Here is a 26,366-nt window from a genome sequence, read left to right as displayed (position 1 = left end):
CAGGTGAAAGACAATTTGACTTTAGTTGCTGCGGCTACAGGCGGATTTATGCTTTCTGTAGCTTTATCCGGTATTTTACGGGGAACACCAGTTACAGCTTGGCAAGTTGAATCAGGTGTACGCCAAGGGAATGTAAGCAATTTGCAATTTGCAGCTAATAAAAAAGAGAATTCAGAATTTTTTAGTAACAATACCCAAAAAAGCTAAGATGCTTTTTGGGCATGGGGCATTGGGCATTGGGCATTGAAACAATTTTGGATTTTGGATTTTGGATTTTAGATTTATATTAGAATCCAAAATCGCAAATCTAAAATCTAAAATTCTTTGTCCTCCTTGTCCCCCTTGTCCTCCTTGTCTCCCTTCCCTTCCCTAATCCCTAAAAAAGTGGTGAATTCTCAAGTAATTGGTATTGATTTGGGGGGAACAGCGATTAAGCTGGGGCGATTTGACCGAGATGGCAATTGCTTGCAATCTCTGACAGTAGCAACTCCCCAACCATCCACGCCAGAAGCTGTACTGGCGGTAATGGTAGATGCGATCGCTCAAGTTGATCCAGATAATCAAACTGTGGCTCTTGGTGTGGGTACTCCCGGCCCGGCTGATGCTCAGGGACGCATCGCCAAAATCGCCATCAACTTAGCAGGGTGGCGAGATGTACCCTTAGCCGATTGGTTAGAAGCGAAAATTGCTAAACCCACAATTATTGGTAATGATGCTAACTGCGCCGGTTTAGGCGAAGCTTGGTTAGGTGCTGGCCGCAGTTTTCAAAATTTTATTATGCTGACATTAGGCACTGGCGTAGGCGGTGCTATCTTCCTCAACGGCAAACTTTTTATTGGACATCAAGGCGCAGGAGGCGAACTTGGTTTAATTAGCTTCAATCCTGAAGGGCCGAGGTGTAATAGTGGCAATCGCGGCTCTTTAGAACAATACACCTCGATCACAGCTATCCGTCGCCGCACTGGTAAAGAACCTTGGGAATTAGGCGCTCTAGCCGCCGCCGCCGATCAAGAAGCCTTGACTTTTTGGCAAGAATATGGTAAAGATTTGGGTATCGGCTTAACCAGTTTAATTTATGTATTAACGCCAGAAGCGATCGTCATTGGTGGCGGAGTTAGTGCGAGTTTCCGGTTTTTTGTACCAGCCGTCAAAGCAGAAATAGAACAAAGAGTGATGCCGACATCGCGCGTTGGCTTACAAATTATACAAGCAGAATTGGGTAATGCTGCGGGTATGGCAGGTGCAGCCAAGTTAGCATGGGAACATATTTCCGAATCTTCAAATATGCATCTGTAATTATCTTGCAATCTGAAAGAATAAAAAATTTAAAATTAAAAATACAGTACAAACAAATATTCACGAAATATATGGAAATAACAAAAGTATCCAGTGAGGGACAAGTAATTCTTCCTGAAGAATTGCTCAAAGCTTCAGGGTGGGAAATCGGACAGGAATTAATAGCAATTAATATGGGTGATGGTATCCTTCTCAAACCTAAGAAACCTTTTACAGAAACCACATTAAATGATGTTGCAGCCTGCTTAAAATATGAAGGCTCGCCAAAATCTTTAGAAGAGATGAATGATGCCATCCGTCAAGGTGTAGAGGAATCATGGCATGGTGGCAGTTGATACTAATATTATTGTACGTCTATTGACCCAAGATGACGAATTACAGTACCGAAAGAGTCTAGAAATTTTTCAAAATCAAAATATTTTTATACCAGATACAGTTGTTCTAGAAACTGAGTGGGTACTAAGGTTTGCTTATAAGTTTAAACCTGTTGAAATATGCACAGCCTTAAGAAAGCTTTTTGGTTTGCCAAATGTTCATCTGAGTAATGCTAGCCTAGTTTTTCACGCGCTGCATTGGCATGAATCAGGCTTAGATTTTGCGGATGCGTTTCATCTAGCCCAAAGTCAAAATCATGCAGAATTTTACACTTTTGATGATAAATTTGTGAAAAAAGCTAAGGGATTAACTACCTGTGAAGTGAAACTACCTTAGTTAAGACTCACCAGAAACAGCTAACCTCAAAGTATGTAGTTAGGCGATGCCTGCGGCAACCCCTTCGGGGAACGCTCTACCCATGTTTTTACACTAATACAGTAAGAGCGATCGCATCAGTAAAGCACTTCCTCAATTTATCAATATCGACAAAGGGCGAGATTTCCCCGCCCTTTATACTTTAATTTTTCCCATTCGGACGCTGAATAATCGTCTCTATCACGCGCCGCTTCGCTTTTGGATCGATTCCTACCAAACGCAGATATTCACCGCTATATTCCTCTAGACATGATTCTAAAGCGGAGATGGCATCGGAATGTGCATCAATGTGAGTATTCAGACAACTTTGCCAAGAACCTGTACGGAAACGACGTTCATCAACATGTTCAATATTAATGGTGTAACCTTGCGCCAAAATTTGCCGAATCTGTTCTTGGGTTTCTAAAGTTAAATGGGGACTCGACGCTTGCTTATTTGCACCATTGGTTTTTGCAACTTGCTTTCCACCATCACTTGACGGCTGACTAGTTGGCGTCACGTTGGGAGGTGGCGCAGCTTGATAGCTTCTACCGCGATTGAGGCGATTGTACTCATCAACCAACTGGGAATTTTCTACCCGCTTTTGTTCTGCTACCATCAAGTGACCAGATTCAATTAAATGGGATAGGCTAAAATCTGGCTTTTTAAATGCTGGCGGCCCTTCTAGGCTATTGACAACACGTAAGGAAATGCGCTCAAATCCTATATCATGGATAAACTCGCGGATTTGTTCGTCATAAATGCGCGATCGCAATGCACTAAAGAAATCAATCGATTGATTAACAAAAGTATCAACTAACTGTTCAACTTCTTTTTGCGAAAGTCCATCTGGGGCAAAAATTCCGCCCACAATCCCCACTTTATCGTCACGGCTGGGTTCCCAATAAAATTTTTCCATGCGCCCGTCGCGAATTAACGGTGCATATAAGGTAGTAAAATCATTACCTGTGACAATAATCGGTACGCGACGCAAAGGTGTGGAATCGTAGCTTCCAGGTAACTGCACATCGGTAGGATTATCCGCAATATTCATCAGTGTGGCATTCACCAACTGAGTATTTACTGTATATTGAGTACCTTCATCAAATCTACCTGCACCCGCATCTAAATCATTAATCATCAGCACGCACATTTTACCGCGCACTTTGCTTAATTCCGACGTTTCTCGGTAGCGTAAGCGAATTAAACGTGCTGGATCTCCCGCATCAGGACTTTCTAATTCACCACCAGAGATGAGTGTTACTTCCACACCCATTTTTTCAAAAGCTAATTCACATTGAAAGGTTTTACCTTCACCTTTACGTCCATGAATCCCTAAAATCAAAGGTACTCTAATACCAGGAAGATTTAAGAAGTTTTTGGTAATGTGGACAGCAATTTTATCCAAAAATCGAGGAGCAATGTAGTAACCCATAAAATTGTTCTTGCCTGGGAGTTATTAAAATAATGCTACGTGTTTTTGTGTCAAATTTTATTTATCTTTTGGTATAAAGATAATCCTAACTACCACAATCGCTGAATTGGATAGGCATCAAAAATTGTATCAGCACTCAGTATAGGAATATTTTCTACTATAGACTGTGCAATTAACAGCCTGTCAAATGGATCGCGGTGATGTAAAGGAAGTTGGGAAACAACTATAATCTCTTCTCTAGCAATCGGTATTACTTCAATACCATTGTTAATTATTTGCTGTTCAATAAACTCTGGAAAACTCATATTGAAATTGAGTTTTCCAATACTGTGTTTGATTGCCATTTTCCAAACACTGACAAGACTGAGTAGGTTATCATTGTTTTCAATTTGCGATCGCAAATTCTCGCTAATTCTTGGATTACCCATAACAAACCAAATAAAAGTATGAGTATCCAGTAGTTGTCTCATTCCATATATTCCTTAAAATCTTCTAATGGTTCGTCAAAGTCATCAGATATAGTTATTAATCCCTTAGCACTACCAAACTGAGGACGGCGTTTAACTGGTGATACAGGTGTTAACTTTACTACAGGTTGATTGTCTTTGATAATAATAATTTCTTCACCGCTCAGGGCTGCTTCAATCAAATCAGATAAGTGTTGTGATGCTTCATCTAGAGTAATTTGCTGCATAAATAATACCTTCAGATATTTAATTTTAGGTTAATCTCTATTTCTATTGCAATATTCAAGCCAAAATATTTGAGTAATTATCTTAAAAATTGTTGATGCTCTTGCGAATTCAATCCTTGCTGTAATATCGCTAAAACTTGCGTCATTTCTCCAGTTAATAATGCAGTCACATCCAACCATAAACTAGGAAATACACGACTTTTAATAATCCCATCAGCATCAGGTGTTAATGTGACATACTCACCATTTTCTAAAATAAACCAATCAAATTTATTTTCAAATACTTGCCAAACAATATATTCTTTAACGCCATTGCGACGATATACTCGCTTTTTATCATATAAATCATTAGCCGCACTACTAGCAGCAACTTCTGCAATTAATTCAGGTGCGCCTTCTATATAGTCATCTTCACTAATTCGGGTTTGTCCACCGAGTTGTTCATTAAGTATCAGTACAACATCTGGTTGTACTTCATTATCTGCATCTAAGCGGACTGTTGTATTATCGCCTAACTCCACACCTGGGGTAGAAACTTTGTAAGTACCTAACCAGATAATCAAGTTACCATGAGGCTGTCTATGACTTTTAAAACGTAATGGTGAGGCCACGTAAACGACTCCTTCGATTAATTCTGCTTTTTTAGTATTCGACATCGTATGATAACGACGTTCAAATTCTGGGCGAGTTAGGCGATCGCCACTTTCTAAAGGTGGTATTTTCATATCTGAAGCTGTCATTTACAAATTCCTCAAAAAAATTTCTCTGCATCTAGTATAAGCAATTCTTATATAAACCACTTTTTCCAAGCTTCCCAACGATCTACAAGTTGAGCAAATTCCTCGTAACCACCGGATCTTGGATGAGCGCCATCATAATTTCTCGCTTCTTCTCTCCAAATTGTTGATTTTTGTAAATATTGAAAAATGTTGAGATAGGGAATATTTAATTCCTGACAAACTAAACCAAACTCTTGGACTAAATTAGCAATTCGTTGATTTTGTGCCTCATCTGTGCATGGAGGCGGACTTACCATTAAAACTGGATATAACTGTTGAGCCTGACTCAAAATATGGCGGATATTATCAATTGAATCTTCAACAGCAACACGGGTTTTACCATTTTCAATAGTCGTGTCATTTACCCCAAAGGAAAATACTACTCTCCCGTCACATTCTTTTGGTAGGCGATAGGTAGCTTCTCTGTGCCAACGGTTTCTCAGTTCTGTACTCGTTTCTCGTCGCACACCTAAATTGTAGTAAGTGATTTCATGACCTTTTTTCTGGGCATTCACACATATTCGACCTGTCCAACCGAGGCATTCTAGATCGCCTGTACCATTCACGAATGACTCGCCTAGAAAGCAAATTCTCATTTGGGATGGAGATTTTTCAGTCACAAAACCTCTACTCAGTTGCGATATCTATCTAGGATTATCCCTCAACCAAGTAACTGCAAAATCAACGGCATTTTTCATACTAAAGAATTTTGTTGTTGCAGAACCGACCTTTGAGGTTTGGACTTGGCCAGTTTTTTCCAATGCTTCACCTATCTCAACAAAACAGCTAGTATCAAAATCAATGTCTGTGAACCATTTCCAAACACGTTGTCCTGTTTCCAAAATAGGCGCACCCTTTTTAACTTGCTGTGCTTGACTAGTCCGGTACTCGGCTAGATGAAAACTAGTGCAATTTTCATATCCAACACCCAATAAAAGTACCCAACCATTCAAGTCATAGAGACGAGCTAATGGTGAATTTTCTCCTAATGAGTAGTCAAGAGAGTGATTTGAGACTATTTTTTCAACGTTTTGACCCCAAGCAGCAAAAGAAACCTGGGGATGAGAACTTCGGATGACATTTTCCCAAGTTCGGAAAGTTTCAACAATTTTACCCATCTCTCGTGTTGGAGTCACTTTAGTATCAAAAGCTGGCATCGTTTCACGGATGATAGACCACCAATGTTGCGGAACTGCTGGTTCTTGCCACATAGCCGGATCAGATAAATCACCAGAATGGGTAGGCATAACCAAATTTCCGGCTGGTGTAATCACATCCATCAGTGCTTGAACTACTGCAACTGAACCACCGCAAACCCATCCTAATGAACTAAGAGATGAATGTACTATCACCGTCATCCCTGAATTAAGGCCGGCATTGACTAAATCTGTGGCTAAACTCTGACGAGTGCGAGGTGATGATGTGCTATGAATTACTTTTGATTCACTCATCTGGTATGGAGTTCTCAATATCTAAAAAACAAGAAAAGAGAGGTAAATTTATCTACCTCTCTTTAATTAATGAATTATTTAAGCTAAATCAGCTTTTAGTATCTGCTGGGTTTGTGAACGATAAAGCTGACAACTTGGCACTGCTTGATGTTGTCGAAACCTACAACACGGATGTAATTGTTGGAATATTGAGAACGGCAAGCTTGAACTTCGCTCAATACTTCGCGGGTGGATTTAGCACCAAACAAAGGTAGCTTCCACAGTGTCCAGTAGTATTGGGTAGGTTCAGAATCTTCGTTGAATTCGACTGCTGGAATGTAACCTTGAGTCAGAATGTACTGAACTTGCTTTTCGATTTGAGCGTCAGAAAGAGGAGGTAGATAAGAAAGGGTTTCGTAACGACGCTCTTTTGGTAGGGTTTGCATAGCTTTTGATAGTGAGTTGGATTGGTGTTCATTTATCAGTTAACAGTTACCATCTTCTTGCTGATAACTGTTTACTGTTCACTGTTCATTGTTTTGATCTGATATTGTCTGCTGTTCGGCTTCCGGGGTAGAGTCTGATGAATTCAATTGCGTGATGCGTTCTAAATGTTGGCGACGTTGCTCCATATTGGCTTGCTGAATACCAGTACGAACCATTTCTGGTAAGAAATCGGCAACTTCTTCGGCAATGTGTTCTCTGACAGTCATAATGCGTAATGCCAAATCTGACTTTTCAAGGAACAATTGCTGAATATATGCTTCTCCGTCTTGAATTTTATTGGCGGAGAAGTTTTGCAACCAATGAGCCAAGGGAGGATTCGTTTCGCTTAACTGTGCCAGTACAGTCCGCAGTGCCTGATAAGTCAGGTAGCTTTGGAGAGTCTTGGCTGTGTCTTTCGCAATTTGTTTGAGATTCATGCTTGACCCCAGCCGAAAATTAAGTAAAAAGTAAAAAGTAAAAAGTTAAGAGAATTATTTTCTTTTACTTCTTACCTTTTACCGCTTCACTCAGCGATCAGACAGTATCAACGGCCTCGAATTCAAACTTGATTTCCTTCCACAGTTCACAAGCAGCAGCCAATTCAGGAGACCACTTAGCAGCTTCACGGATGATGTCGTTACCTTCACGAGCCAGGTTGCGACCTTCGTTACGTGCTTGAACAACAGCTTCTAAAGCAACGCGGTTAGCAGTTGCACCAGGAGCGTTGCCCCAGGGGTGTCCCAGAGTACCACCACCAAATTGTAGTACAGAGTCGTCACCGAAGATTTCTACTAGTGCGGGCATGTGCCATACGTGGATACCACCAGAAGCAACTGCCAATACACCAGGTAAAGAAGCCCAGTCTTGGGTGAAGTAGATACCGCGAGACTTGTCTTGCTCAACGTAGTTTTCACGTAATAGGTCAACGAAGCCCATTGTGATACCACGTTCACCTTCTAATTTACCTACTACGGTACCGGTGTGGATGTGGTCACCACCAGACAAACGTAGGGCTTTAGCCAATACACGGAAGTGGATACCGTGGTTCTTTTGACGGTCAATTACTGCGTGCATCGCGCGGTGGATGTGCAGTAGAACGCCATTATCACGACACCAACGCGCCAAAGTGGTGTTAGCGGTGAAACCAGCAGTCAGGTAGTCGTGCATGATGATGGGCTGATTGAGTTCTTTAGCATACTCAGCCCGCTTCAGCATTTCTTCGCAAGTAGGAGCGGTGACGTTGAGGTAGTGACCTTTAATTTCACCGGTTTCAGCTTGAGCTTTGCTGATAGCGTCAGACACGAACAAGAAGCGATCGCGCCATCTTTGGAATGGAGCAGAGTTAATGTTTTCGTCGTCTTTGGTGAAGTCCAAACCACCGCGCAAACACTCGTATACAGCGCGTCCGTAGTTCTTAGCAGACAAACCTAATTTAGGTTTGATGGTACAACCCAACAGAGGACGACCGTATTTGTTTAATTTGTCACGCTCAACTTGGATACCGTGAGGAGGCCCTTGGAAGGTCTTGATGTAAGCAACAGGAAAGCGAAGGTCTTCCAAACGCAATGCCCGCAAAGCTTTAAAACCAAATACGTTACCGACGATTGAGGTCAAAACGTTGGTGATAGAGCCTTCTTCAAACAAATCCAAAGGATAGGCAATGTAAGCAATAAACTGGTTGTCTTCGCCAGGAACAGGTTCGATATCGTAGCAACGACCTTTGTAGCGATCTAGATCGGTTAACAAGTCAGTCCATACGGTTGTCCAAGTACCAGTAGAAGACTCAGCCGCTACTGCTGCTGCTGCTTCCTCAAAAGGAACTCCAGGCTGGGGTGTAACACGAAACGCCGCCAAAATATCGGTGTCTTTGGGTGTGTAATCGGGTGTGTAATAAGTAAGTCTGTAATCTTGAACCCCGGCTTTATACCCAGCTTTTGCCTGAGTCTTCGTTTGAGCGTAAGACATAAATTCCCTTCCAAGAAGTCACACTTAATTACTTCACAAATCACGCTTAGTGCAATTTCCCCTCACCCTGCGCTCTCCCCCTGTAAGCAAGGGGAAGCCCAAGAAAATTTTTTTGTTAGTTAGGGGTTGTCTATGGCAAAGGGTAGCGGTTTTGATTTCGGAACATTTGGTGTGCTATTTCAAACACAATCGCCAATTTCCTTGATTTTTCGACGCACACAGCTATGTGCTTCTACTATTCCTCTTTCCCAGGCATATAAATTCTTTTTATCTCTTTCTCTCATTTCTCTAATGTGTTTCCCAGCCCACATAACCTTGCTGTGACGCAAAGTGATTTTTTACCCATTTTTCCTGAAGTACAACTTAGGCATTAGGGGTTTTTCACCTGTATATCCGTCTACTTTCCTTGTTCTACAAGGAAATACTCAGATTTATGTGGCTTGAGTTGGGTTTAGAGAAATGGTGAGCGCAAGACAAAAATTGCACACCACGTAATTTGTAACTTGTCTCACAATATATCAAGAAATCAATAAGTTATACTTTGAAACTTTTTAACTTATATATTTAAATTTTTTATTACATAAAGTTTTAAACATTTTGTTAAGAGTGGTTTACAAAAGTACATTTATAGTTATATATGCTTTGGGCTAGTAGGGGAGACGGGGGACAAGGAGGACAAGGGAAGGGGGACAAGGAGGACAAGGGGAACAAGGAAGCAATTGTACAGACGCGATTCATCGCGTCTCTGACAAATGACTAATGAATAACCAGAAAAATTGCTGAAGGCGTTTAAAAAATCTTGGTGAAGGGAACACTGAAAATTAACCCTCTCTTTAAGGGAATCTCACCATGATTAAGCGTACTAATGTATTGATTACTTCTATCCTTGCAGGAATGGTGATGCTACCCAGCATGGGAATTATCGCTTTGAGCAATCCAGCGACAGCCCAAAAAACCGATAGTCCTGCACCAACACCCACAAAACCTGTTACTAATTCGTCTAAGCCAACTAACTCTTATCCAGCTGTTGCGCCACCTCCGCGAGTAGACCCCTTGCCCAATGAAAGGGAAGAACAGGAAAATTCTCTAGAACCAGATTACCGTGTTAGCAACTTATTAGCGGATGTGACTGGTAATCTTTGGGTGGCTTCTTGGCGGGGTTTGTCTCGCATTGACCCGAAAACGGGCAAGATTATCTCTCGCGTGAGTTTACCTAATGTCGCCATTAGCGCTTTAGCACAAGACAAAGTAGGGCGCGTTTGGGTGGGAAATTATGAAGGATTAATCCGCATTGAACCCCGCACCAGTGAAATTACTGCTCAAAATTTATTTTTGCCTTCTAAACGAGTTTTATCGCTATTGATTGACAAACGTGGCTATTTATGGACGGGAACTGATAATGGCTTGGCCTTGATTAGTCCTGACCAAGGTTTAATTATGACTACGTTAAAAAATTTGCCTGGTGTTAGTGCTAACGCCTTAACTTTAGATGCAGATGGTCAATTATGGGTAGGCACTTTAGACGGACTGATCCGGGTAAATACTGCTAATGCCTTAATTATCAAGCGAATTGCCGATTTACCAGGAACAACTGTGCAAGCTTTGGCGATTAGTCCAGAAGGATTAATTTGGGCGGGGATGCCAAATAATTTGCTAGTGATTAACCCGAAAACTGGTGCAGTCATGCGTTCTGTCACTCGCCTGCGCGGACGTAATGTCACAGCAATACGTTTCGCTCAAGATGGTAGTGTATGGATCGGTACCAACAATGGTTTGTTACGATTAAATCCAAATACAGGCGCTGTCTTAGATGAGGTTGCAGGACTTCCTTCTAGTCGGGTACTTGCCTTGGTTCCTGATATTGCCAATAAATTATGGATTGGCACTAGTGAAGGTTTAGCTTGGTTAATGCCGAAAATGGAGAGTGCAAAAACCCATCTGGCTTTTAGTCGTGCGGTGAAGTAGGGATTGGGCATGGGGCATTGGGCATTGGGCATTGAAACAATTTTGGATTTTGGATTTTGGATTTTAGATTGGAATCCAAAATCGCAAATCTAAAATCTAAAATTCCTTTTCCCCCCTGTCTTCCTTGTCGCCCTTCCTCAGTCCTCTGCCTCCCTAGCCCCTTACCTCTAACCTCTACTCGGATTGAAAATGGTCGTTACCACCCAGCAATTAATTCAATGGAAACAACAAGGGCGTTCAATTGTCGCGTTGACCGCTTGGGATTATGCGATCGCGCAATTACTCGATGCAGCTGGGGTAGACTTAATCCTGGTAGGTGACTCGATGGCTGTGGTTCTTGGCTATGAGACTACATTGCCTATTACTTTGGAGGAAATGCTCTACCATGCTAAATCTGTGCGTCGTGGCGTTAAACGTGCCTTAGTGGTGGTAGATTTGCCGTTCTTGACTTATCAAGAAAGTATTCAACAAGCTATGCATTCAGCTGGGCTGGTGTTAAAAGAAACCGGCGCTCAAGCTGTGAAATTAGAAGGTGGCTACCCGGCGATGGTAGAAACTATTGCGCGACTGGTACAAGCGGGAATTCCCGTGATGGGACATGTAGGTTTAACGCCACAATCAGTTCATCAACTGGGTTTGCGACAACAAGGGAAAACTCAGGAAACTGCTGAGAGAATTTTAAATGAAGCGATCGCTCTTGAACAAGCTGGAGTATTTGCGATCGTTCTTGAGCATATTCCCGCAGATCTAGCACTCCGTATTACCCAAAAACTCAGTATTCCTACTATTGGCATCGGCGCGGGAATCCATTGTAATGGACAAGTGTTAGTCACCTCTGACGTTCTAGGGCTTTCAGAAAAACACCCACCTTTTGCCAAAGTTTATACTAATCTCCGGGAGACCATTACCAAAGCCGTACAAGATTATGCGCTAGAAGTGCGCGAGCAAAAATTTCCCTAGCACCGCTATGCGGAAGTCAAAAGTCAAAAGTCAAAAGTCAAAAGGATAATACTCAAGGCTTGTGACTGTAATTACAAAAATTAGTAAATGTCTGACAACTGACAACTGACAATTGTACAGACGCAATTAATCGCGTCTCTGACAAAAAAATAGTAATTGAAGATGAAAATATTGCAATTATCACTGCCGGAAAATCAACCACGCGAAATAAGCAAGCGACTAATTTGCAATATCCCATCAACAATTACTACAGTTCTAACTTGAATCGGGAGGAAAAACTTAAATATTGAGTTTTATTTACAGGAAACGTGTTTTTATGAGAAGGGTAGATATTTTGACACAGAATTGCTATCTATACCCAATATGACTAGTGTAGGTAACTCCTATAGTTTCTGGAAAGCCATTCTGAGGCTCAAAATTGAGAAAAAATCAGATAGAGAAGATATAGAACCAAATTAACTGCTTTTGAGTTTTGACTAAAGCTTTGACTCAATTACAGAGGTACTAAATTTTTAGCAGAAAGCTAAATTGTAGAACAAATAACACAGCTGTTGTTTTGGGCTTTTAGATAATCTCAGCAAACAAACTAGCTAATTGTTCCACATTCGCTAACCTCAAAAAAATCGCAAAACTCAAATATCTGTAGAGTTAGAGTATTTAACGACCGAATATTTCATGCAACGGCTAAGATAAATATTTATCAGACTTAAAGGAATTTTTCCCTAGCCAATGCAGATTTATATTTCTGGTAAGTTGCCAATTCTATTGAGAAATAGCAAAATTCAAAACTGCTAATTATGTAAATCTGCAAATCTTTTATCAAGGCGAAAATCAGGCGCAGGTTCTAGCTTCAGCCAATGTTTACGTTTATTTTTATTTTTGAGGATACTTACATAATTATCAGCATAGCGGAAAGCTGATGCACGGTCGTAAGTAGCGATAGCCACTGCTTGAGAGAAAACCTTTGCAGGAATTTCATAACCAGAAAATTTCTGCATTAAAATAAACAAGTCTTCTTCGGTGACAGGTAAACTAATTTCTTCTACCTGTTCTGGTTCGTTAAAGATATCTTCATTTAGCGTTCTGGACATTTAGCACCTCTCCAAATGCATAGGAAGCGAAACCGGCGATGAAATTAAGCTGTTGCTCGCGAGTCTGTAAATTTACGGGTAGTTCACTACTAGAACAGCCAATTTCCCGCAAAATTTCCAAACAGTAAGCACTCAGTTCAGTATATGAAGCTCTTTCCCAATTTCGAGCCACCTCTTTAGCTTTCTCTAGGTTGACTCGAATTACAGTCATTACAGGGCTTGTCATCAATTTACCCTCCTAACTTTATATTCGCCATTTTTATCTGAACAACAAAATGGCGTAACCGTGTTATTGCGGAATTTCTCTAGGAGGGGGGGGAGAATATCCGGGTATTTACGGTTAAAGTTCTTGGGCGATCGCTTCCCTTATATTTGGAATTGATACACTGCCAGTATCTATGTATTTGCTTGGTAATTTATAGCAGCAAAAAGGTTTTAGCCTTTTGTTGTTAATCTTTTTTTAATTTTTTGCGTATACTTACTTGCATTTACTTAAGTGTTATCACGCAGGTAATAGAGGGTTGAATACTCAACTTTCAACCGAAAAAAACTAGAAAATTTCTGATGACAAAATACTTTTCAGCTTGGAAGTGCAGCGCTGGCTGACGACTCCAAAAAAGAATTATGCTTTACATTTAGCAACATTGCCAATATAACTTTAGTTAGAATTTTGGAGCTTATACGAATATTCACGGTTATCCGTTGCCATAATATCAATTTCTCTGGGTTTTTCCCATGATTGCATAGCTACAAATGTAGGTTTGGTTGAGGAACAAAACCCAACACTTAAAAATCTTGACTGGTTAATTGAGACGTAGGTTGGGTTGAGGAACCATTGGTGTCAACTTAAGTTCAAACGCTTACCCCACAAGCTTTTTACCCCACCCCTCAATCCCCTCCCCGCTTGCGGGGAGGGGAGGTTTTGCGTTAGCAAAGCCGGGGTGGGGTAACGCGGAGCTTGATGGTAGGCGATAGAAAAACTTTGGCTGGTTAACGAGTATCAAAGACTGATTAATGAGTATCAAAGACTGATTAATGAGTATCAAAGACTGATTAACGAGTATCAAAGACTGGTTAATGAGTATTAAAGACTCATTCACGAGTATCAAAGACTGGTTAATGAGTATCAAAGACTCATTCACGAGTATCAAAGACTGATTAATGAGTATCAAAGACTCATTCACGAGTATCAAAGACTGGTTAATGAGTATCAAAGACTGGTTAACGAGTATCTGAGGCTGGTTAATGAAGTTCCAAGCCTCGGTTAGCAGTATTAATTTATTAATTACCAGATGCAGCTTTAGTAGGTCTACCTTTGAGAGCTTTGAAGCGTTCACCTAACTGTTCTGCTAGAGTTTTTAAGCCTGGTGTTTTTTTCGCAGCAGTTTTGACGTAATCATACACTGTTAAACTGCTAGTCATCGCTTCACTACCAACGGCTAACAGGGTATCATCTACTTGCTCGGTGAGTTGGCGCATTGAGATTAAAAGTTCGGTGAGTGTGGTGGCTAATTGATAATCTTGCACCAATTCCTCAACATTAAAGCTGGCTGGGAGAATCTCCCGGTTAGATTGCGCCGCACTGACGCTATTGTTGACAAAGGCGAAGCTTTTATCACCCATTTTGTATAATTTGCGCCGTTCTTCTGTACTTAGGGTAATGAGAAAGGGTAGCTTTTTTTGGATGGTTTGTAGTGCTGCTTTAATTTCTTGGATATCTTCTGGGGAAACGGTTGCAGTAATATTTTGATAGGGCATTGCCAATTCCTTTGGTAGTTATATGAGCTTGGTAGCATTGTTTGCTCAGTATATAATTCCCACTGTTTTGGCTAATTGAACATTTTGCAGCGATTTTGGCAGAAATTGATGTTTGTTGTTGAGTAGTTGGGCTTGGTTATGGTCTAAACAGATACGAAGAGTATATTTTTTATTGATACAGCGTATATCAGGTAAATGAAGTACACAGGTAGGGGCATGGCACTTGCCCATACCTGTCAACTTAAGTATCTCTGGCTTACCCAACAGACCGCCCACAGGCTGTAAGCCTGGGGCTAACGTTACAAAGCCCACCTGCGTGGGCTAGATTTTCTTAGCCCACGCAGGTGGGCTTTGTTCAATTAGCCGCACCCTTCGAGGGTGACGGCGGTTTATTGGGTAAGCGAGGGGTTGGGGATGAGCACAAAACCTTGTCAACCAAAAGGGTTTCACGTTAAGTTGACACCAATGGGCACTGCCATACCCCTACAATCAACGATTATCTGTACCTCACCAACTTGCAATCTGCTGTATTTAATGAACCGCCAAGTACGCCAAGTACGCCAAGAGAAAAGAAGTAATTATTCAGTGCCAGTTTACAGAGAATTGATATTAGCTTAAATGACTTCTAACTGCTTCAACTTTTTCTGAGCAAACTCCCGCACTTTCTCATCTGGGTCATTTTTGGCTTTGTCTTGCAACAGTGGTAAAGTCTGAGGATGTTGAGGAAACTGCTTGATAATTATGTCAAGGGCAATGTACCGAGGATTTGGGTTAGACAGGAAATTGTGGTTATCCTTAAACGGGTCATTAGCAGCGCAGTGGTAGTAAATTTCAAACAACTCAAGTTGATATTTAAAGTGTTTAGCTAATTGTTGGATGGCTGTACCTCGCACAGAGTAACTATCATCCTGGGTAGCGCGGTGTTTGAGGATAGTTTTGGTGTCCGGGTCATCTGGGAATTTATCGGCTAATTGTTCGATGGCTGTACCTCTCACATACTCATAATCATCCTGGGTAGCGCGGTGTTTGAGGATGGTTTTGGTGTCCGGGTCATCTGGGAATTTCTGAGCTAATTGTGCGATCGCTGCACCTCGCACATAGTTACCATCATCCTGGGTAGCGCGGTCTTTGAGCCAGGTTTTGGTGTCCGGGTCATCTTTAAAGTGCTCGGCTAATTCTGCGATCGCTGCACCTCGCACATAGTTATCATCATCCTGGGTAGCGCAGTCTTTGAGCCAGGTTTTGGTGTCCGGGTCATCTTTAAAGTGCTCGGCTAATTCTGCGATCGCTACACTTCGCACATAGTTATCATCATCCTGGGTAGCACGGTGTTTGAGGATGGTTTTGCTGTCCGGGTCATCTGGAAAGTGCTTAGGTAAAAATACGATCGCTCTACCTTGCACATACTCATGATCATCCTGGGTAGCGAGGTGTTCATCATCCTGGGTAGCGCGGTGTTTGAGGATGGTTTTGGTGTCCGGGTCATCTTTGAAGTGCTCGGCTAATAGTGCGATCGCTACATCTCGCATATAGTTATCATCATCTTGGGTAGCGCAGTGTTTGAGGATGGTTTTGCTGTCCGGGTCATCTTTGAAATTCTGGGCTAATTGTGCGATTGCTGTACCTCGCACAAAGTAATTATCATCTTGGGTAGTGCGGTGTTTGAGGATGGTTTTGGTGTCCGGGTCATCTTTGAAGTGCTCGGCTAATAGTGCGATTGCTGTACCTCGCACATCGTAATTATCATCCTGGGTAGCGCGGTGTTTGAGCCAGTTTTTAGTATCGAGAGATTCTTGCCAAGTTGTTGCGACTGCTGCAACTGCTTGAGTGCGAATCTTCTGAACTAACTGAGTTTTTTCTTCATGGGGATAGGGGATGTAATAGTACCAGAGGTCATATTTAGTTAAGGCTTTTATCTTGTTCAGTAATTGATTCGCTATTGACGCAATTATCGAGCTATTTCTCACCTCTGCAAGGCACTTAGCTGCTAGAAATAAATTGATGAACTTTTCCTCTTCCCCATCTTGCAGCATTAAATATTCAATAATTTCACCAACAAATTTAGGCTCAATCATTCCCGCAATTAGCAGTAATACCTCATGCCAAGTTTCATCTTGCCAGTGTTTACCAAAAACTTCATTCTTTAGTTGCTCAATTGTTAAGGTCTGCGTTTCTTTAAACTGCCAGACAAACTCCCAAGCACAGAAATATTCTAAGAATGTTCGATGTACAAAAGCATAGTAATCTGCACCTAAAAAACATAACATAAAGTTGCGAGTCCGCAGTTGATTAATCATTACCCTCGCAGCTTCTCTGGCTTGACTGACTTCTATAGTTTTGAGATAGTCAGTCAAAATCTTAACTAAATCATCTTCCCTAATTAAATTACCTGCTAAACCCTTGTCGCTAGTTTGCATAAAATAAGCAACTTGACGCAGCATTGCTTGCTTATCTTTATAATCAATAGTTTTAGGATCTATTCTTTTATCTTCTTGTAATGCACGTTCTACATCCCATTGATGTAACAATACCCGCGATGCTTGGTTATAAAGTTCGGCTCTATCTCTAGGTAATTCCTGATTGCGATTGAGAATTGCCATCATTGTCAACAATAGGGGATTACCTGCTAATTCTTGAATAGCCTTAGAATTTTCAATTCCTCTTTGCAATCGCTCCCGTTTTCTGACTTTATCTGCTGTATCAGTAAAAGTTAAATCATGCCAACGCTGAATAAAATTCTGAATTTGTGCTGAGTCTAAATCTTGCAACATGAAGTGATGAAACTCAGCATTCTTTAACCGTTGCGGTTTATAGCCAATGACGCGGGAAGTGACAATTACCTGCACTTGAGGATATTCATTAGTAAAGCGATGAATATCTGTAATTACATCCTCTCGCTTACCAGGCTCAAAAACTTCATCTAAACCATCAAACATCACTAAAGCTTTACCAGCTTTAAGCTGTGCGTGCAGTTGATGTTGATTGAGATGAGAAATTGCACCGCTACATTTATGGAAAAATTCGAGAAAATTATGGCATTCCTTTTCATCTCGCCGTCGCATATAAGTGCGTAACTCAATTAATAAAGGAATCGGTAAGGAGATAATATTATTCAGTGGCGACTCTGCCCAATTTAAAGCCAGATATTGCAACAATGTAGACTTACCTGAACCAGGATCGCCCAAAATCACAACATATTTATACTTTTGTTTTTCATTGACTATATCTAATACTGGACGTATTGGTTGTTCTAAATAAACACGTTTATGCTTTTCTAATTCTTCTGTTGCGACTTCTGTTTCTAATTGGTTAGTTTCTTTTAATCGTCTGAGATGTTCTTTGGGTAGTTCGTAAACTGCGGGTAAAACTTGTTCAACTTCCCGGACATTTTGCTCGATAAATATGCGCCATAATTTTAGTTCGTTATAAGCGTAACCACTAGTATCAAAGCTATCTAATTTGAGATGACCGTAACTTTCTCGAATTCCTTCTTGATAGCGTTCTAAATCAAAATCGGGAATAATCCCGGCAATCTGTGTAGTGTTCTCGCGAATTGTATCTAAATTCCTAGAATCAAGGATTTCTCTAAGTTCAGGAACTCCTAAAATAATTTCTTTAACTTTTTGCACATATTTCTTACCCACCCGTTTCCAGTTAAAATCATCTGGTAAGGGTGATGAAGAATTAAGTTGATACCAAATTTCTGCTAATTTATTGGTATCTATAGCCTGAGAATCATACTGAAAAGCATTGCCTAAAATTTCTCTGACTTGTGGATGCTTGAGAAATTGCTTGAGTGGCTGGGTATACTTTTTAATTTCATCTTCAGCAAGTTCACCATCTTCTAAATCCTGTTGCATCAGTTGTAAAAATTCCGTCAGCGCCATAACTTCAGCTTTTTGCAGTGGTTCTTGCTGAAAAGGAACAGTTACAGCAGATTGAAAGATAAATTTAAAAAAATCTTTAGCGCAGTCTTTGACTAAATCTTTGGCAAAGTCTTCGCTGATAATGGTTTTGACGAGAAATCCAAATGCTTTACCAGCTACCCAGGTAGTGAACCATTCAATCAGCATACTCGTGTCTATTGATATTTTGACTACGAGTATATACATCAGTCTCAGCAAGCATTGCAGATTTTACGATAATTTAAAAACAAGAACGCCAACGCGCTGAAAAGTTAGCTGCTAGGTTACGTGGGTTAGATGTCGATCCAGATGCGATCGCATAAAGGAATAACGGGCATAATAAGCTACCCCGCTTTACCAAAAATCTACCTATAGGCGGAGTAGCACATCAGCACCGAAATTCCATGAAATTGCCAAAAAATCAATTCAGCCATCTCACAGCTATAGAAAGAAATAACCTTTCATTTCCGGCACAGTTTTTATTAAATCAAAATCTATTGCAAGGTAAAATTTTAGATTTTGGTTGTGGCTTTGGTAATGATGTGAAAATTTTACGTCAAAAAGGCTTTGATATTACAGGTTACGATCCTTATTATTCTCCTGAATATCCTCAAGAAAAATTTGATACTATTATCTGCTTTTACGTATTAAACGTTTTATTTACTGAAGAACAAGCGAATGTCCTCATGGAAGTTTCTCATCTACTCAAGCCAGGAGGTAAAGCTTATTATGCAGTTAGAAGGGATATTAAAAAAGAAGGTTTCCGGGAGCATTATATCCATAAAAAACCTACCTATCAATGTGTAGTTAAACTCCCCTTTCATTCCATTTACTTGGATGAGATGCGAGAATTTTATGAATATACCCATTATAATTATCAACGCAATTCATCTCATAACTGTTTATTCTGCAATCCTTATAAACATTTAACATTATTAACTGAATCAGCCACAGCCTATGCAATTTTTGATGGTTATCCTATTAGTAAAGGTCATGTTTTAGTCATTCCTAAACGCCATGTCAGCAACTATTTTGAGCTTCCGTTTAAAGAACAATCTGCTTGCTGGCTCATGGCAAATAAAGTTCAAGAAATTCTTAAACAAGAGTTTGCACCTGATGGTTTTAATGTGGGAATGAACATTAATCGAGCAGCCGGACAAAATATGATGCACGCCAGTATTCATATTATCCCTCGCTACAAAGGTGATACTGTCGGCGCTAAAGGTGGAATGCGAAATGCGATCCCGCAGAGGAATAAGTCAGGGATTTCCAATTAAAAAAATACTATCGCTTTTTTGGCAAGGGGGCAGGGAGCAGGCTTCCGCCGTGAGCGTCAGCCGAACGGGAGCAGGGGGAAAAAATAAGAATATCTTCTCTCGAAATGGGATAATTGATTTTCTGGAAACTAAGTAAGTAATACCATTTTGAAAAAAGAATGCGACAGATGGGTAGGGGCACGGCACCAGTAAGATAATTTGAGATACCGAAAGATTGTGGATGCCGTGCCCCTACAAAGAATTTATTTGTCGCAAACATTATTTGAATTAGTATAAGTCGAGAACAGAGACTTCGCTCAAGGTGAGAGTCTTTTATATCCATATATTGTAGAGGGCATGGCAGTGCCAATGCCCCTACAATCTGTTGCATTCTTTTTTAAAATTGGTATTACTTGATAATATTTAACCGAGACTATCGGGATCGATTCCTAACGCTCTTAATTGTTCCGCCAATAGTTGAGCGCGTTGCTCTGCTTGTTGAGCGCGTTGCTCTGCTTGTTCGGCTTGTTGTTCGGCTCGCTGTGCGCGTTGAGCTTCTTGCTGTGCGCGTTGAGCTTCTTGTTGTGCGCGTTGAGCTTCTTGCTGTGCGCGTTGAGCTTCTTGCTGTGCGCGTTGAGTTTCTTGCTGTGCGCGTTGTACTTCTTGCTGAATTTGTTCTTTGGGGGTGGGATAGCGTTTACCGTCTACGTCGTACCAATAGAGCCATTCTCTAGTGACACCGCTATAATTTCCTCTTTCGCAGCCAATTCCTAAGCCAATTTCTGGTAACCAAACTGGATTTCCTGATTGCAATTCATATCTACCATTAACTAACTTATATACTTCTAGGCGCGGTTTACGACGACGGCGAGAAGAATAAATTACATAGTACAGTACGCCTAATTTGGCATATTGATCTAATTTAGCTGTGTATTCCTTACGATAATTTTGGGAAACTACTTCCAAAACCAAACTAGGTATAACATTCTCATCCCACAATACATAACTGGGACGCAATTCTTCATCGTAAAACCGCTCTACACCTAAACTTAGGAACCCATCGGGCACAATTGCAGGTTCATCGGGGTGATAATATATACCCATGTCTACCCCAAAAAACCAATCCATTCTATCTGCCCAGAGTATGAGCAGAATTGCCTTCAGTAATCCTGGTATTAATTCTTGTAGTTCATTATCCACAGGTGTGTCGTCAGAGTCTGGTAGTTCTTCGGCTGAGGGCAAGTACCGAGGCAGATTGTAGTTTAACATGGCGGCTTTCCCCAAAACTCACCAGAATTATAGCGATTTCTGGGGTTACTGACAGCAATTAATCATTATGCGATCGCTACTCTATTTACTGATAAACATTTCTTTATGATATGTTGCCTCAATTCTTCTTGTCACAATCCATCCCATGCTGATGGAACAGAGTTTTGTTCTCACTGTGGTGTTCCCCTAATTGTATTGCGCCATTATCGTCCAATCAGGGTATTAGGTAGTGGCGGATTTGGCAAAACTTATTTAGCAGAAGATGTAGAAAAGTTTAATGAACTATGTGTAATTAAGCAATTTGCTCCCCAAATACAGGGTGCTGGTGCGATACAAAAAGCAACGGAGTTATTTGAGCAAGAAGCAAGGCGACTGCAATTTTTAGGAGAACATCCCCAAATTCCTACACTGTTAGCATATTTTGAGCAAAATAATCGATTGTATTTAGTGCAGCAGTTTATTGATGGAGATAATTTATTTGATGAATTAAAACAACAGGGTAATTTTAACGAGCAAAAGATTTGGGATTTACTGATCAATTTATTAACTATTCTGCAAACAGTTCACGAGCAAAAGGTAATTCATAGAGATATTAAGCCGCCGAATATTATCCGGCGTAAATTACCTTCTAAAAATCATGGTGATATTGTACTCATTGATTTTGGTGCTTCAAAACAATTGAGTGAGACGGTAATTACTCAACCAGGCACAACTATCGGCTCGTTTGGTTATGCGCCTCCAGAACAAATGCAAGATGGACAAGTATATCCAGCTAGCGATTTATATAGTATAGGTACTACTTGCTTTCATTTATTAACTGGTGTTTCACCTTGGGAATTATGGAAGCAACAAGGATATGGTTGGGTTGCTAATTGGCGACAGCATTTATCGCTACCAATTAGTCACAAGTTAGCGATGATTTTGGATAAGTTGCTGCAACTGAATTATCAGGAACGTTATCAATCAGCAGAGGAAGTTTTACAAGATATTAATGATGTTGAATCTCATTCACAAATTCCTGATACAGTTGCTTATCCGCAGTTAGCTTCACCGCCATCACCAGAATTAGTACCGACGGTAAATTATCAAATTCCATCATCAAATTCATCAACAGAATTACCAACAAAATTAGACTATCAACCTCCGCCATCAACAGTAGTAGACTTAGCTAAACCAAAACAGCAATTAAAATTACCTTTGCTGATAAGTGGTGCTATCTTACTGCTGGGTTTGGGAGGATATGGTGTTTTACAATTGAGTCAAACGATTGTAAATAAAAGAATTGAGGCGGAAAAATTAGCATTAGCTAATACTTTAGATGCTCATGATGGCGCGGTTAATTCTCTAGCAATTACTACTGATGGAAAAACTTTAATTAGTGGCGGTGCAGATAATAAAATTAAAATCTGGAATTTAGCATCTGGAGATTTAAAAACTACTCTTAGCAAAAATTTAGACGCGATTAATTCTGTTGCTATTAGCCGTGATGGGAAAACTTTATTTAGTGGGAGTAAAGATGGTAGTATTCAAATTTTGAATTTACCAGAGGGAACATTAAAAACTAATCTACCAAAGAGTAAAGATGCAGTAAATTATGTTGCAATTACACCAGATGGTGAAACTTTAGTTAGTGGCGGAGGTAATACAATCCAGATTTGGGATCTGCAAACTGGAAAGCTAAAAAATAGCCTGAATGGACACACAAAAGCAGTGATGGCTGTAGCTATTAGCTCTGATGGGCAAACTTTAGCTAGTGGTAGCGCTGATAATAGTATCAAGATTTGGAATTTAGAAACTGGACAATTAAAGAATACTCTCACCGGACATAAAGAATCAGTGATGAGTGTGGCGATTAGCCCTAATGATGAAACTTTAGTTAGTGGTAGTTCAGATGATACGATTAAAATTTGGAATTTAAAAACTGGAAAATTAACTAATACACTTACCGAACATTTTTATCCGGTAAGTGCTTTAGCAATTAGCCCTAATAGAGAGACTTTAGTGAGTGGTAGCTGGGACGATCGCATTAAAATTTGGAACCTCAAAACTGGAGCAATTAAAAATACTCTAACTGGGCATAGAAGTGGAGTAAATAGCGTAGTAATTAGTCCAGATGGACAGAGTGTCATTAGTGGTAGTAGCGACAGGACGATTAAAATTTGGCGATCGCCTTAGGGAAGGAGGATAAAAAGGCAGAGGAAGCAGAGGAAGCAGGGGTGCAGAGGAGGCAAATTATATAAGTACTCTTGCTCTGCCCCTAAAGCAGCTCTTCCCCTTCTGCTCACTAGTCACCCAATACCCTATGCCCCTAAAAAATCTATCAATAGATAGATGTACTAAATTTATGGATGACTAATGAATCAAAGGCGACAATTACTAGTCTGGGAAATTTACTGGTAGCGATCGCCTTTTTCGCTCCATTACCAAGACAAGGTGAATTCCCCAGCATCTACCGAGTCTCTGAGAAATATAGGTAACTCTTAACTATTAATAAATATATATTGCTGACACCAGTTAATGGTTTATATTTACCCAAAGGTGGCGCAAGCGGCCACTGATCTTCAAACATGAGGAGGCAGCATCGTACCACCCCTATAACTGATGTATATCCTCGATCCCAGGTGTCAGTGTAAGGATAAGTTGATATTAAAACAAAGAATTTTTGCTGAATTGTAACGGATAAAGACTACACTTAAAAGTCTTGTGCAGCAAAACCTGTAGCTTTAACTTAAAGTAATCATGTCCAAGGTTCTTGTCTCCGATCCTATTGACCAAGCTGGAATTGACATTCTCTCGCAAGTTGCTACTGTTGATGTCAAAACAGGTTTAAAACCAGCAGAACTGATAGAAATTATTGGTGAGTATGACGCGCTGATGATTCGTTCGGGTACGCGCGTTACTCAAGAAATTATTGAAGCCGGTACGCAATTAAAAATAATTGGGCGTGCTGGTGTGGGTGTGGATAACGTGGATGTCCCCGCAGCCACGCGCCACGGTATTGTGGTAGTCAATTCTCCTGAAGGTAACACGATCGCGGCTGCCGAACATGCGATCGCGATGATGTTATCTTTATCTCGCCATATTCCCGACGCTAATGTGTCGGTGAAAAAAGGTGAGTGGGATCGCAAAACTTTTGTCGGCGCGGAAGTTTACAAAAAAACCCTGGGGATTGTGGGGTTAGGTAAAATTGGCTCCCATGTGGCGGCTGTTGCTAAGGCAATGGGGATGAAGCTATTAGGCTACGATCCCTTTATCTCCACAGAACGGGCTGAACAAATTGGCTGTCAGTTAGTCGATTTAGATTTGCTGATTCAGCAAGCTGACTATATCACCTTACACATCCCCAAAACTCCGGAAACAGCCCATTTAATCAATGCCACAACTTTGGCAAAGATGAAACCAACTGCCCGGATTATTAACTGCGCTCGTGGTGGCATCATTGATGAAGCGGCTTTAGCTGAAGCCATCAAGCAAGGAACAATTGCTGGTGCGGCTTTAGATGTGTTTGAGTCGGAACCTCTAGGCGAATCCGATTTGCGATCGCTTGGTAAAAATGTCCTCCTCACTCCCCACTTAGGTGCATCCACAGCCGAAGCCCAGGTGAATGTTGCCATAGATGTAGCCGAACAAATTCGCGATGTGCTTTTAGGACTTCCCGCACGTTCTGCCGTCAACATTCCCGGACTCAGCCCCGATGTGTTGGAAGAACTCAAACCCTACATGGAATTGGCAGAAACTTTAGGCAAACTCGTCGGACAATTAGCTGGCGGTCGAGTAGAATTACTGAATGTCAGATTGCAAGGCGAACTAGCAACTAATAAGAGTCAGCCTTTAGTAGTTGCTTCCCTCAAAGGACTGCTTTACCAAGCATTGCGGGAACGGGTAAATTACGTCAATGCCAACATTGAAGCTAAAGAACGGGGAATTCGCGTGATTGAAACCAGAGATGCTTCTGTACGCGACTACGCAGGTTCCTTGCGGTTAGAAGCTACAGGTACTCTGGGAACTCATTCTGTTACCGGCGCGTTGTTAGGCGAGAAAGAAATTCACCTAACTGACGTTGATGGTTTCCCGATTAACGTTCCCCCCAGCAAATATATGCTGTTTACCCTGCACCGCGATATGCCAGGGATCATCGGTAAACTCGGTTCCTTACTAGGCAGTTTTAATGTCAATATTGCCAGTATGCAGGTAGGGCGGAAAATTGTTCGCGGTGATGCAGTTATGGCTCTCAGCATCGACGATCCCTTACCTGAGGGCATTTTGGCAGAAATTACCAAAGTGCCTGGTATTCGGGACGCATACACGGTAACCCTGTAAATAGCATGAAGGATGAGGGATGAAGGCTGAAGTAATTTCATCTTTTATCCTTCACCATTCATACTTGAAAATATGGCAAAAACCTGGTGGGAATTACAGATTTTATGTGAACCAGACTTAGAAGATTCAATCTTTTGGCGTCTGGAAAATTTTGGCTGTCGCGGTACGGCAGTTGAAAATAAAGGTAATGCCTCTTTAGTCAAGGCTTATTTACCGGAATTTCAAGCACATTTGTTAGATTTAGCGGCGCTATCGCTGTGGCTGCGTCAAGATGCTTTGTGTGTTGGGTTAACCGCACCTGCTTTAAATTGGCAGATCATCAATGAGGAAGATTGGGGTACTAGCTGGAAGCAATATTGGCACCCGGAGAAAATAGGCGATCGCTTTTTGATTAATCCCGCCTGGCTACCATTACCCGAAAGTACAGATCGCCTCGTGATTCGCCTCGATCCCGGAGTAGCATTTGGTACAGGCAATCACGCCACAACTCAGCTGTGTTTAGAATCTCTAGAAATGCGGATGAGTGAATTACCAAAGTCTTTCACTCGTGTATCAACTAAAAAAGAGCCTGTGGTAATTGCGGATATAGGTTGCGGTTCTGGTATCCTGTCTATTGGCGCAGTCCTATTAGGTGCAGAAAAAGTCTATGCCGTCGATACCGATCCATTAGCAGTGCAATCTACCTTCAGCAATCGCGCACTCAACGACGTTAGCCCAGAACGCTTAGTACCAGCAGAAGGCAGTGTAGACATATTACAAAAACTCATCGCTCAACCACTAGATGGGATTGTCTGCAATATTTTGGCTGATGTCATTATCGAATTACTACCCGAAATGAGCGCGATCGTCAAACCCACTACTTGGGCTGTCTTTAGCGGTATTCTCCTAGAGCAATCAAAAGCTGTAGCTGATGCCTTAGAAGATAATGGCTGGATTGTTGCTACCTTGTGGAAAAAGAAAGAGTGGTGTTGTTTGAATGTCCGCCGTTCTTGAACTACCCAGCCTGATGATTTTGCTAATTGGCGTTA

The 26,366-nt window shown here is 41.1% G+C and carries 26 protein-coding genes; 12 read left to right on the top strand and 14 right to left on the bottom strand.

The features are described from left to right. Positions 1-3 precede the first annotated feature (3 nt). The 4 genes from AACW45_RS08560 to AACW45_RS08545 all read left to right on the top strand — a co-directional run bounded on the left by AACW45_RS08560 (position 4) and on the right by AACW45_RS08545 (position 2,007). Positions 4-207, top strand: a complete 204-nt coding sequence (locus AACW45_RS08560; protein ID WP_190538612.1) for a hypothetical protein — start codon at positions 4-6, stop codon at positions 205-207. A 177-nt stretch (positions 208-384) separates the two neighbouring features. Continuing rightward, complete coding sequence (locus tag AACW45_RS08555) at positions 385-1,296, top strand: ROK family protein (RefSeq protein ID WP_190632596.1); 912 nt, start codon at positions 385-387, stop codon at positions 1,294-1,296. 71 nt (positions 1,297-1,367) lie between these two features. Continuing rightward, entirely contained in the window at positions 1,368-1,631 is a 264-nt protein-coding gene (locus AACW45_RS08550; protein WP_190632595.1) for an AbrB/MazE/SpoVT family DNA-binding domain-containing protein, read from the top strand. Further along, positions 1,618-2,007, top strand: a complete 390-nt coding sequence (locus AACW45_RS08545) for a type II toxin-antitoxin system VapC family toxin (RefSeq protein WP_190632594.1) — start codon at positions 1,618-1,620, stop codon at positions 2,005-2,007. Before AACW45_RS08550 ends, AACW45_RS08545 begins: the two co-directional genes overlap by 14 nt. A 181-nt stretch (positions 2,008-2,188) precedes the next feature. On the opposite strand, the gene AACW45_RS08540 is transcribed toward AACW45_RS08545, so the two are convergent. The 9 genes from AACW45_RS08540 to AACW45_RS08500 all read right to left on the bottom strand — a co-directional run bounded on the left by AACW45_RS08540 (position 2,189) and on the right by AACW45_RS08500 (position 8,814). After that, a complete protein-coding gene (locus AACW45_RS08540; protein WP_190632593.1) occupies positions 2,189-3,460 on the bottom strand; it encodes a ribulose bisphosphate carboxylase small subunit in 1,272 nt (423 codons plus the stop codon). An 89-nt stretch (positions 3,461-3,549) separates the two neighbouring features. Continuing rightward, positions 3,550-3,930 carry a type II toxin-antitoxin system VapC family toxin gene (locus AACW45_RS08535; protein WP_190632592.1) on the bottom strand — a complete coding sequence of 127 codons (381 nt, stop codon included), beginning with the start codon at positions 3,928-3,930 and terminating at the stop codon, positions 3,550-3,552. Next, entirely contained in the window at positions 3,927-4,154 is a 228-nt protein-coding gene (locus AACW45_RS08530) for a type II toxin-antitoxin system Phd/YefM family antitoxin (RefSeq protein WP_096644220.1), read from the bottom strand. The genes AACW45_RS08535 and AACW45_RS08530 overlap by 4 nt, the downstream gene beginning before the upstream one ends. A 77-nt stretch (positions 4,155-4,231) precedes the next feature. Beyond that, positions 4,232-4,894 carry a Uma2 family endonuclease gene (locus AACW45_RS08525; RefSeq protein ID WP_190632591.1) on the bottom strand — a complete coding sequence of 221 codons (663 nt, stop codon included), beginning with the start codon at positions 4,892-4,894 and terminating at the stop codon, positions 4,232-4,234. Positions 4,895-4,941: 47 nt separating this feature from the next. Then, positions 4,942-5,529, bottom strand: coding sequence for a GDSL-type esterase/lipase family protein (locus tag AACW45_RS08520; protein WP_190632644.1), 588 nt, complete (start codon positions 5,527-5,529; stop codon positions 4,942-4,944). A 48-nt stretch (positions 5,530-5,577) separates the two neighbouring features. Then, positions 5,578-6,384 carry an aminoglycoside N(3)-acetyltransferase gene (locus AACW45_RS08515; protein WP_190632590.1) on the bottom strand — a complete coding sequence of 269 codons (807 nt, stop codon included), beginning with the start codon at positions 6,382-6,384 and terminating at the stop codon, positions 5,578-5,580. A 95-nt stretch (positions 6,385-6,479) separates the two neighbouring features. Then, on the bottom strand, positions 6,480-6,809 hold the full coding sequence (locus tag AACW45_RS08510) for a ribulose bisphosphate carboxylase small subunit (RefSeq protein WP_096644223.1): 330 nt from the start codon (positions 6,807-6,809) through the stop codon (positions 6,480-6,482). 78 nt (positions 6,810-6,887) lie between these two features. Continuing rightward, the gene (rcbX, locus tag AACW45_RS08505) at positions 6,888-7,286 is read right to left on the bottom strand and encodes a RuBisCO chaperone RbcX (RefSeq protein ID WP_190632589.1); all 399 of its coding nucleotides are present in this window, start codon (positions 7,284-7,286) and stop codon (positions 6,888-6,890) included. Between the two features lie 97 nt (positions 7,287-7,383). Continuing rightward, the gene (locus tag AACW45_RS08500; RefSeq protein WP_096644225.1) at positions 7,384-8,814 is read right to left on the bottom strand and encodes a form I ribulose bisphosphate carboxylase large subunit; all 1,431 of its coding nucleotides are present in this window, start codon (positions 8,812-8,814) and stop codon (positions 7,384-7,386) included. A gap of 849 nt (positions 8,815-9,663) precedes the next feature. Here AACW45_RS08500 and AACW45_RS08495 point away from each other — a divergent pair. Next, a complete protein-coding gene (locus AACW45_RS08495) occupies positions 9,664-10,779 on the top strand; it encodes a ligand-binding sensor domain-containing protein (protein WP_190632588.1) in 1,116 nt (371 codons plus the stop codon). 189 nt (positions 10,780-10,968) lie between these two features. Next, complete coding sequence (gene panB, locus AACW45_RS08490) at positions 10,969-11,739, top strand: 3-methyl-2-oxobutanoate hydroxymethyltransferase (protein WP_096644227.1); 771 nt, start codon at positions 10,969-10,971, stop codon at positions 11,737-11,739. Between the two features lie 791 nt (positions 11,740-12,530). Here panB and AACW45_RS08485 read toward each other — a convergent pair. From AACW45_RS08485 to AACW45_RS08475, 3 genes are all read right to left on the bottom strand, one after another. After that, positions 12,531-12,830: a hypothetical protein gene (locus AACW45_RS08485; RefSeq protein ID WP_096644228.1), complete on the bottom strand. Its 300-nt coding sequence runs from the start codon at positions 12,828-12,830 to the stop codon at positions 12,531-12,533. Then, the gene (locus AACW45_RS08480) at positions 12,811-13,056 is read right to left on the bottom strand and encodes a hypothetical protein (protein ID WP_096604706.1); all 246 of its coding nucleotides are present in this window, start codon (positions 13,054-13,056) and stop codon (positions 12,811-12,813) included. Before AACW45_RS08480 ends, AACW45_RS08485 begins: the two co-directional genes overlap by 20 nt. 1,055 nt (positions 13,057-14,111) lie before the next feature. Beyond that, entirely contained in the window at positions 14,112-14,588 is a 477-nt protein-coding gene (locus AACW45_RS08475) for a hypothetical protein (RefSeq protein ID WP_190539777.1), read from the bottom strand. A gap of 414 nt (positions 14,589-15,002) precedes the next feature. Here AACW45_RS08475 and AACW45_RS08470 point away from each other — a divergent pair, with 414 nt between their 5' ends. After that, positions 15,003-15,206 (top strand): hypothetical protein, encoded by a 204-nt coding sequence (locus AACW45_RS08470; protein ID WP_190632587.1) that lies wholly within the window; start codon positions 15,003-15,005, stop codon positions 15,204-15,206. Here AACW45_RS08470 and AACW45_RS08465 read toward each other — a convergent pair. Next, complete coding sequence (locus AACW45_RS08465) at positions 15,203-18,661, bottom strand: HEAT repeat domain-containing protein (protein WP_190632586.1); 3,459 nt, start codon at positions 18,659-18,661, stop codon at positions 15,203-15,205. The two genes, AACW45_RS08470 and AACW45_RS08465, sit on opposite strands and share 4 nt — an antisense overlap. Positions 18,662-18,897: 236 nt before the next feature. Here AACW45_RS08465 and AACW45_RS08460 point away from each other — a divergent pair, with 236 nt between their 5' ends. Further along, positions 18,898-19,770, top strand: a complete 873-nt coding sequence (locus AACW45_RS08460; protein WP_190632585.1) for an HIT family protein — start codon at positions 18,898-18,900, stop codon at positions 19,768-19,770. A 402-nt stretch (positions 19,771-20,172) separates the two neighbouring features. On the opposite strand, the gene AACW45_RS08455 is transcribed toward AACW45_RS08460, so the two are convergent. Then, positions 20,173-21,018 (bottom strand): Uma2 family endonuclease, encoded by an 846-nt coding sequence (locus AACW45_RS08455; RefSeq protein WP_190632584.1) that lies wholly within the window; start codon positions 21,016-21,018, stop codon positions 20,173-20,175. Between the two features lie 105 nt (positions 21,019-21,123). Between AACW45_RS08455 and AACW45_RS08450 the strand changes: the two genes are divergently transcribed. The 4 genes from AACW45_RS08450 (at position 21,124) to prmA (ending at position 26,331) form a co-directional block, all read left to right on the top strand. Next, positions 21,124-23,193 carry a serine/threonine-protein kinase gene (locus AACW45_RS08450; protein WP_190632583.1) on the top strand — a complete coding sequence of 690 codons (2,070 nt, stop codon included), beginning with the start codon at positions 21,124-21,126 and terminating at the stop codon, positions 23,191-23,193. Between the two features lie 173 nt (positions 23,194-23,366). Beyond that, the gene (locus AACW45_RS08445; protein WP_277880343.1) at positions 23,367-23,495 is read left to right on the top strand and encodes a hypothetical protein; all 129 of its coding nucleotides are present in this window, start codon (positions 23,367-23,369) and stop codon (positions 23,493-23,495) included. Between the two features lie 262 nt (positions 23,496-23,757). Next, positions 23,758-25,338, top strand: coding sequence for a phosphoglycerate dehydrogenase (gene serA / locus AACW45_RS08440; protein ID WP_190539769.1), 1,581 nt, complete (start codon positions 23,758-23,760; stop codon positions 25,336-25,338). A gap of 72 nt (positions 25,339-25,410) precedes the next feature. Further along, positions 25,411-26,331 (top strand): 50S ribosomal protein L11 methyltransferase, encoded by a 921-nt coding sequence (gene prmA / locus AACW45_RS08435; RefSeq protein ID WP_190632582.1) that lies wholly within the window; start codon positions 25,411-25,413, stop codon positions 26,329-26,331. Positions 26,332-26,366 lie beyond the last annotated feature (35 nt).

The organism is Calothrix sp. FACHB-168 (assembly GCF_963889195.1).
In the GTDB taxonomy this organism is placed as follows: Bacteria; Cyanobacteriota; Cyanobacteriia; order Cyanobacteriales; family Nostocaceae; genus Aulosira; species Aulosira anomala_A.
This window is presented reverse-complemented; position numbering and strand designations above follow the sequence as displayed.